General features: G+C 64.6%; 5 protein-coding genes and 1 pseudogene. 3 read left to right on the forward strand and 3 right to left on the reverse strand.

From position 1 onward, the window contains the following. Positions 1 to 413: 413 nt before the first annotated feature. Together AB0O34_RS35675 and AB0O34_RS35680 are read right to left on the reverse strand one after the other, a co-directional pair. The gene (locus AB0O34_RS35675; RefSeq protein WP_363923225.1) at positions 414 to 1,292 is read right to left on the reverse strand and encodes an SDR family NAD(P)-dependent oxidoreductase; all 879 of its coding nucleotides are present in this window, start codon (positions 1,290 to 1,292) and stop codon (positions 414 to 416) included. Between the two features lie 140 nt (positions 1,293 to 1,432). Further along, a complete protein-coding gene (locus tag AB0O34_RS35680; RefSeq protein ID WP_363923227.1) occupies positions 1,433 to 2,011 on the reverse strand; it encodes a helix-turn-helix domain-containing protein in 579 nt (192 codons plus the stop codon). Between the two features lie 97 nt (positions 2,012 to 2,108). Between AB0O34_RS35680 and AB0O34_RS35685 the strand changes: the two genes are divergently transcribed. The 3 genes and pseudogenes from AB0O34_RS35685 to AB0O34_RS35695 all read left to right on the forward strand — a co-directional run bounded on the left by AB0O34_RS35685 (position 2,109) and on the right by AB0O34_RS35695 (position 4,297). After that, entirely contained in the window at positions 2,109 to 2,414 is a 306-nt protein-coding gene (locus tag AB0O34_RS35685; protein ID WP_363923229.1) for a hypothetical protein, read from the forward strand. Between the two features lie 225 nt (positions 2,415 to 2,639). Continuing rightward, positions 2,640 to 2,792, forward strand: a pseudogene (locus tag AB0O34_RS35690) (IS256 family transposase); the annotation flags it as partial. Next, complete coding sequence (locus AB0O34_RS35695; RefSeq protein ID WP_363923231.1) at positions 2,789 to 4,297, forward strand: GNAT family N-acetyltransferase; 1,509 nt, start codon at positions 2,789 to 2,791, stop codon at positions 4,295 to 4,297. The pseudogene AB0O34_RS35690 and the gene AB0O34_RS35695, both read left to right, overlap by 4 nt. A 288-nt stretch (positions 4,298 to 4,585) precedes the next feature. Here AB0O34_RS35695 and AB0O34_RS35700 read toward each other — a convergent pair whose 3' ends face one another. Continuing rightward, positions 4,586 to 5,392 carry a DUF2690 domain-containing protein gene (locus AB0O34_RS35700; RefSeq protein WP_363923233.1) on the reverse strand — a complete coding sequence of 269 codons (807 nt, stop codon included), beginning with the start codon at positions 5,390 to 5,392 and terminating at the stop codon, positions 4,586 to 4,588. Between the last annotated feature and the right edge of the window lie 1,868 nt (positions 5,393 to 7,260).

Consider the following 7,260-nt stretch of genomic DNA (forward strand, 5'->3'; position numbering starts at 1 on the left):
CAATCGCCGAACCGCACCCCAGACCGTCGCAGCAAAACGACCTGCATCTGAAAGATCGGCGGAGTCCATGGGCCGCACGCGAAGAGCTACCCCTCGGTGGGCGCCAGGCCCGTCTGGCAGGCGCCCCACCCTGATGGGTCACCTAGCTTGACGTTGGTGCCACCAATGGCGCGGTGACCTTCAGGGCTTGGGCGCGGCCGCGCACGTCAGAGGGCGGGACCCGGAGCCCTCGGAGCTCCAGAACCGCAGGTCACAGGATCGGCCGCAGGAGATGATGCCTCACTCCCAGGGCCGGTGCCAGGCCGGGGTCTCCGGGAGTACGGGGCCCGTGCGGCGGATTTCACATCCATCTGGCCGGCGCCGCAGATCCCACGCCTGGGCCGATCTGTCCGGCCTTCTCTCTCGCGTGAAGGTCAGGTTGAGGTGAGGGGGGCCAGCTGCCGGCTGAGCCGGAGGACGGCCTCGGCCATTCGGGAGTCGGTGACGGGGCGGAAGGGCGCGACGGGACGAGCCTTGGGTCCGATGACCAGGCCGGTCCGCCCGTCCAGTGAGGCGTCGGCCGCCGCGAGGACCGACGACCGTGCGGCCAGTGACGCGGAGCCGGACGTGGCGCGTTCGAAGGTACGCCGGACCAGCGGCCAAAGCAGCCGCAGCCCCGGCGAGACGATCTTCGGCGACCGCATGGTGCCGTCGGTCATCGCGGTGGCCGCGCCGCCGGGATCGGCCGCGAAAACCGAGATGCCCGTGCCTCGCAGCCGCTCCGCCAGATCCAGCGTGTAAGCGAGGTTGGCGAGCTTCGCTCGGCCGTACCAGTGAAAGCCGTAGTAGCCGCCCGGCGGCTCGACGGCGTCGAAGGAGCGTTTGGCCGTCCGGACCGCGCCCGAGGTGACATTCACGATCCGGCTCGGTCCTCCGGCCCGGAGCGGCTCCAGCAACAGTTCGGTCAGCAGGTACGGGGAAAGGTGGTTGACGGCGAACGACGCCTCGATCCCGTCCACCGTCTGCTGCCGACCTGCGAACATCGCCCCGACATTGTTGACCAGGACGTTCAGCGGGCCCTCTCCCGCGAGCCGGGCGGCTAGCCCTCGGACGGAGTCGAGCGATGCGAGGTCGGCGGCGACGAACCTCGCCCCCTGCCCTGTCGCCACCGCGTCGATTCTCTCGACCGCGCGAGCACCCCGCTCGGCGTTCCGGCCGATCACGGTCACCGCGTGACCTGTCGCCGCCAGCCCCATCGCGGTCTCCAAGCCGATTCCTCCGGTCCCCGCCGTCACCACGGCCCGTTTGCCCATGGCCCCGCCCTCCACTGGTCGAACGCTACCGGATAGCCATCCGATTTAAGGCTCACACCGTAGCATAAATGGATGACTATCCGTTTAGCGGAGACGGGTGTGCGGCAACGAACTCCCAAGCTGCGGGTTCCAGGCTGCCGTCAGCGCGGGGGGCGCAGGCCTTCAAGGAGGACGTCGAGGTAGATCTCGGCATGCTCGGCGTCGTTGCCACCGGAGCGGACCGCGTGCTCGATACCGCAGAGCAGACGGCGGACATCGTCCGCCTCGATGCCCCACCGGATGGCGCCCGCGCGGCGGGCACGGTCGAGCAGCTCCGCGACGGCACGGTCCAGCTCGACCCTCATCGCCGAGGTCTGCGCATCGGCGTCGCTGCCGGATTCGAGCACCGCTGCGAACCCGGCGTCATCCAGCATGCGTCCGAGAGTGAAACGCAGAAGACGATGCAAACCCGAAAGGGCGTCCTCGTCGGCCGCCGCGGCCTGCGCCTCGTCGACGAGCTGCTGGAAGCGTTCCGCCAGCAGCGCCTCCAGCAGCGCGTGCCGGTTGGGGAAATGCCGGTACACGGTCCCGACGCCCACTCCCGCGAGCCGGGCGATGGTGTTCAGCATGAGCGAGTCGTCGCCCATGGCCAACTGCTCGCGGGCGACCTTCAACACCCGTGCGCGGTTGCGTGCGGCGTCCGCACGCAACGCCGTTCCCCGCTCAGCACTGGGTGTCACGGGCACAGCCTAACGGCTCGCCGGTCAAGGGCCGCGAGGCTCCGATTCGAGCAATGAATCCTCATCAACGCACGTCTCGATCACGAAGGCTCGGCCGATGCTCCTCATCGCGCACCGAGCCTGCGGGGAAGCTCAAGCCACTTTCGCCCAGGTCGCGGGTCTGCGTAATTCGGCTACCGACCACTGTCCGGCGCCCCCAGTGCGGGGCATGGGCGGAATACGCGCCGCGATCTGCTCACGGCATGCTCCCCGTCCGCGAATGTTCGACTTCAGCGTCAGCGAAGTCATCGGCATCAAGGTACGCAAGCGTTGCCGGGCCCAAGACGTCGTGGACCAGAAGCTGAGCGGGGAGCCGCGAAAGATCAATGCCGGTTTCGTCGAGATTGCCCCCTGTGATCAGTGACTGGAGGTCGCACCCAAATGTTTCACGGACCGAACACGCATCAGGTCATCAGCCGTTCTTCATGACCTCCTCGCGTGGTACCTGCTTCGCGACGGCGTCCTTCCAGCGGTAGCGAATGTCATCGGAGCGCGCAACGGCGCCTTCCGGAAGTTTTACGTCACCGTACTGCGACAGCAGATGATGCCAGCCCTCGGACCAAGGTCACCCGCGGCGCGGGCAGCCCCTGCCGCCGCACTCGCCATGGTCTTCAAACTCGCCGAGTCCGCCCAGGCCCGCTGGCGGGCTATCACCGCACCCCACCTCGTCGCCCTGGTCCGCGCTGGAGTCCGCTTCGAGAACGGTCACCTCGTCGAACGACCCCAGGACGTGGCCGCATGAACGCCATCCGGGCCGAGGGCATCACCACCCGGCGGCTGGACCTCTTGCCGCTCCGCGTCGAACATGCCCAGGAGATGGCCACGGTGTTGTCCGACCCGGCCCTGCACACCTTCATCGGTGGCGCCCCCGACACCCCGCAGGCCCTGCTCGCGCGCTACCAGCGCCTCGTCGCCGGCTCTCCCGATCCCGCCGTCGGCTGGCTGAACTGGGTGATCCGGCTCCGCGACGAAGCATGCCTGACCGGGACGGTCCAGGCGACGATCAGTCCCTCCGACCACGGGCCCGTCGCTGAGATCGCCTGGGTAGTGGGGACTCCGTGGCAGAGGCGAGGCATCGCCACCGAAGCCGCCCAGGGGCTCGTCACCTGGCTCGGTCGGCAGCCCGTGCAGACCGTCATCGCCCACATACATCCCGAACACCACGCATCCGCCGCCGTCGCCACCACCCTCGGTCTCACCCCCACCCACCAACGGCAGGGAGTCGAGATCCGATGGCGCCGGCGTATGCGGCCGATGACGCCACCGTCCACAGGTCTTGACAATTTCTCCCCACGCCATCGGCTCACCCAGTACGGCGGACAGCAGCCCGATGCCCGCCAATCCGGCCGTGTTCCGCAACACGGCCACGTCGCCGCCGAGCAGGGGCGGGGTCCATGCAGGCCCGTTCCCCGTCTCCTTTCGATCGGTACGTGTGGGTTCGGCGGCGGGATGCTCGGGGTGGGGTCGGCTTGGCGGTGCACGGCCGGGCGGTGCGATCACCGTCGGCGAACGAGGCGGGGTCCGTGCCGTTGCGACTGCTGGCACGCCACGCTCATCGACGGAACGGCGGCCGCGCCGGAGTATTACCAGCGCCGACGCCGCGTCATATACAACGCCTTGCGATACGCCGTGAACCAGGGGCGGCTGAAGGAGAACCCTCTCGATTCAGAGGCCCTCATGAACGAGTGGGCACAGCCTGACGTCGACGTCGCTGTCGATCCCCGCTCGGTCGGAAACCCACGACAGGTCACCGAGGCCCTCATCGCGTGCAGCTACGTTGGTCGCAGGCAGGGGCCGCGGTTCGTGGCCTTCTTCGCTTGTATGTACTACGCGATGCTGCGTCTCACTGAGGACAGCCGCCTGAGGCGGGCTGACTGCCACCTTCCGCAAATCGGGTGGGGAAAGCTCATCCTGAAGGCCTCGGCACCGGAAGTTGGCAAGGAATACACCGACAACGGCGAACTCCACGACGAGCGCGGCCTGAAGGGTAGGACCAAGAAGGCCGTCCGCCCGGTGCCGATCCCGCCCGAGCTGGTAACCCAGCTCCGCGAACACATAAACCGCTTCGGAGTCGTGTCGGACGGCCGGCTCTTTCGATCAGAGAGCGGGAGGCTCGTTCCCAAGTCGACCTACTCGCGTCTTTGGAAGAAGGTCCGGGAGCTCAAACTCAGCCCCGAACAACTCGCCTCCCCACTCATGCGTAGACCATACGATCTCCGGCACGCAGGCGTAACTTGGCGCTTGTAAGCCGGAATCCCTGCGGTCCAGGTCGCCGAATGGGCGGGCCACAGTGTCGAGGTTTTGCAGCGTATCTACCACCGCTGTATGGCTGGCTACGACGACGTCTGGATCGAGCGCATGAACCGTGCCAGGGAGGTGCCGTGACACCGCGCAACTCGTAAACAGAATCTGACGTTTCCATGCGAGCGGCTCCGCCCATGCCGAACGGTCCTCGACTCAGTTCTAAGACGCGCTTCCAGACATCACCTCTGCCCTTATACTTCTAGGAGAATTCTTACAAACAAGCAGCCGTGGTCATGGTTTGCAGGCCGTGACTGCGGAGCCGGCGACGTTGTCCGCTGTGATCGTTACAGTAATCTGAACACAGCCAGACTTTTCGCTAAGAATGTTGCCAAAAATTTCGTGCCCATCCGCCTTGATTTCATATGCCGATCCGGCGGTGTTGGTGGCGGGCCGATCTGCAACGATGCGCACTCTGGCATGCGTCAACGGAGTCATGGCACTGTTGGGCGTGAAACGCCCCCAAGCAGCCATGCATTGGGGCGAGTGGCGAAGCTCCACCTCGCCGAGGCGGAGGCCGCCGGCGGTTTCGATCTCTACTCGGTCTAGCGTCGCGACCTGCGGATCATAAGTGCAACCCGTCGTCTTGGGGTCAGCATTGTCCTCGACAGAGGCTATGGGCGAACTCGTTGGCCGCATAGAAAGCACTGCGTAGCCAAGCATATTAACCCCACAACCCTGGATATCACCGCTAAACACATCCCCCGTCGCCCTCTCGATTCGACGTACGCAGGCCTGCTGCTCAGGCGAAGCCAGTCCTAGATAAAAACGATAGGTTTGCGCTTGAACTCCTGCATAGGCTAGCCGAAACTTCGAGAGAGCCCAGCAACCATTCTCATCAGGATGGATCGTGGCTGCACCGACTACAAAGGAACCAGAACTAGAGTTCTCTTGGCCATCGAGACTGTTTGGCCCGGCCCATACGTACGGGTACAGCACCCAGCCTTCTGGTATCTTGCCCGATATTTTCCCTGCCAGGGCGAGTTCCGTTTCTCCGGGCTTACTAAGACTGCGCCTATAAATCAACGCCGTGAAAACCAATCCCTGATCCTGTAGCGCTTTACTGGGAACCACGGTCGCGTTTACAACCGAGCCTCCCGGCCCCCGACAGGGACTGATGCTCACCCAGTTAGAGTCTGAAATCTGAGCCTTGACGACAAACGATCCCAGCACGATTAACAAGGTGCCTAGGCCAGCGGCGACCGAAATCCACCTGCTTCTGTTTCTCACGTGGCCCCTGGCCCCGATGCGATTGTCGCGCCACAGGCCGGTGCTAGCCGGGTTCCCGCCTAACAAAACCTTGTCGTTCAGCGGTACGCCTATCCGCCGAGCGCCAACAACAGATACATCTATAAGGCCCGCATCCCTTAAGTCCCCACTCAGGCTGTCAGGGCTGGATATGGCCACTGGTTGTGTAAACGCTGGGGCGATACGGGCGAAGGCGCTCCGCCAGCGCCCAAGTTTGCCACCTTGAGTCGGAAGGAAAGCTGGCGAGGTACGGGCGAATGCCATGACGACACGACCTATAGGCGAGTTAGCGCGTATCATTTTGGCTTCTCTCCCAACATTCCAATTTCGTCCGCAGTTTGTGGCTGACCTTGGGACTTATGTCCGGTCTCCAGCAACGGATTGTGAGACACGCTCCCTAACTCTGATGCCGCCGTACGATCCCCCAAGGGCAGGTCCGCTTGGAGCGGGATTTGCTGGCTCAGCTTCTCAAGCAGAAGCGGTGCCGACGCACCCAGGGCGAGAGAGATCAGTGGGGTCATGCCATTGACTGAGGCACCGGCGGCCCCAGCTACTACCGCACTAGCCGCTGCTCGACTCAGCACTGAGACAAGATACGGGCCACCACCAGGTCCGTATGGATAACGCCAGGGCCAGCCATGCCCGACCCGCCGTACCGCCTTAATGAAGTCCAGGGCCTCAATGGCCAGCCCTCCGCCCAGCCCCCATAAAGCAAATATCCACATGCACTGACCGTAGGCCAGCCTTACCAATCGTGCAGGCTTACGGGAAGGATTGATGCAGAAGTTCGTCTCTGTTCTCCGTGAGGTTGGCCTGAGCGACAAGTCGTGGTGCGAGCCATGCGAACGTCGCGCTGCAAACGGCGCGCAGCCCGGTCGGTGCCGGAATGATGCAGCCGCCGCTTCCCCTTCGGCACGGGACATACACGGGATGATCATACGGACAATGCGGACTTAGTAAAGCGTCTGTGCAGGTCAGAACACATAAGTCAGCTGTTCAGCCGCCGCTCTCCTAACGCGGGTGCCTTTTGGTCCATGCAGCAAGCAACACCGTCTCATGTGGTTCACATCGCTACCTGTAGGGCCGAGCTACCTCGAATGGCATACAGTCTGGTCACGGTGATCTTTGATTAGGTACGGCGACGCGGACACGGGGGAAGGCCGCGCCGCTAGACCAGCTTTGGGGCGGGATTGCCGGGTGCGGCTATCGTGCTCCGCCGCACAACAGGTTCGCCCAGACCACCCGAGCCCAACCGATCGACCAGCACGGCGTCTCGTGCACCACCGGCCCGCCGTCGTCGATTTGCACGGTCTGGCGAATGAACGCCCGCCCACCGCCCCGGCGCAGCTCATACACCGCTGCTCGGCAAGAGTTGGTTCACAAGATCGGACGCCCTCGCTCGATCTCGTGATGGGAAGCCGACCAGTCGAGCACTGCGTGACCGTGCTGATCCATGGCCACGTGTGGACCTACACACTCCGCAGGATCGCTCATGACGCGCGCCCAGGAGGCTGCGTTGACTGACGCTCGTGAAGACGGGTGCAGTGGAAGACGACGCGCCGCGCGGTGCGCTCCGTCTGGCCGACCTGCTGTGTGCCGTAGATCCGCCGACGTCGCTGGGCATCCCAGCCCGCGCACCACCAGAAGCGCTGCCCGTCGCA

It is taken from the genome of Sphaerisporangium sp. NPDC088356 (genome assembly GCF_040685555.1).
Taxonomy (GTDB): domain Bacteria; phylum Actinomycetota; class Actinomycetes; order Streptosporangiales; family Streptosporangiaceae; genus Sphaerisporangium.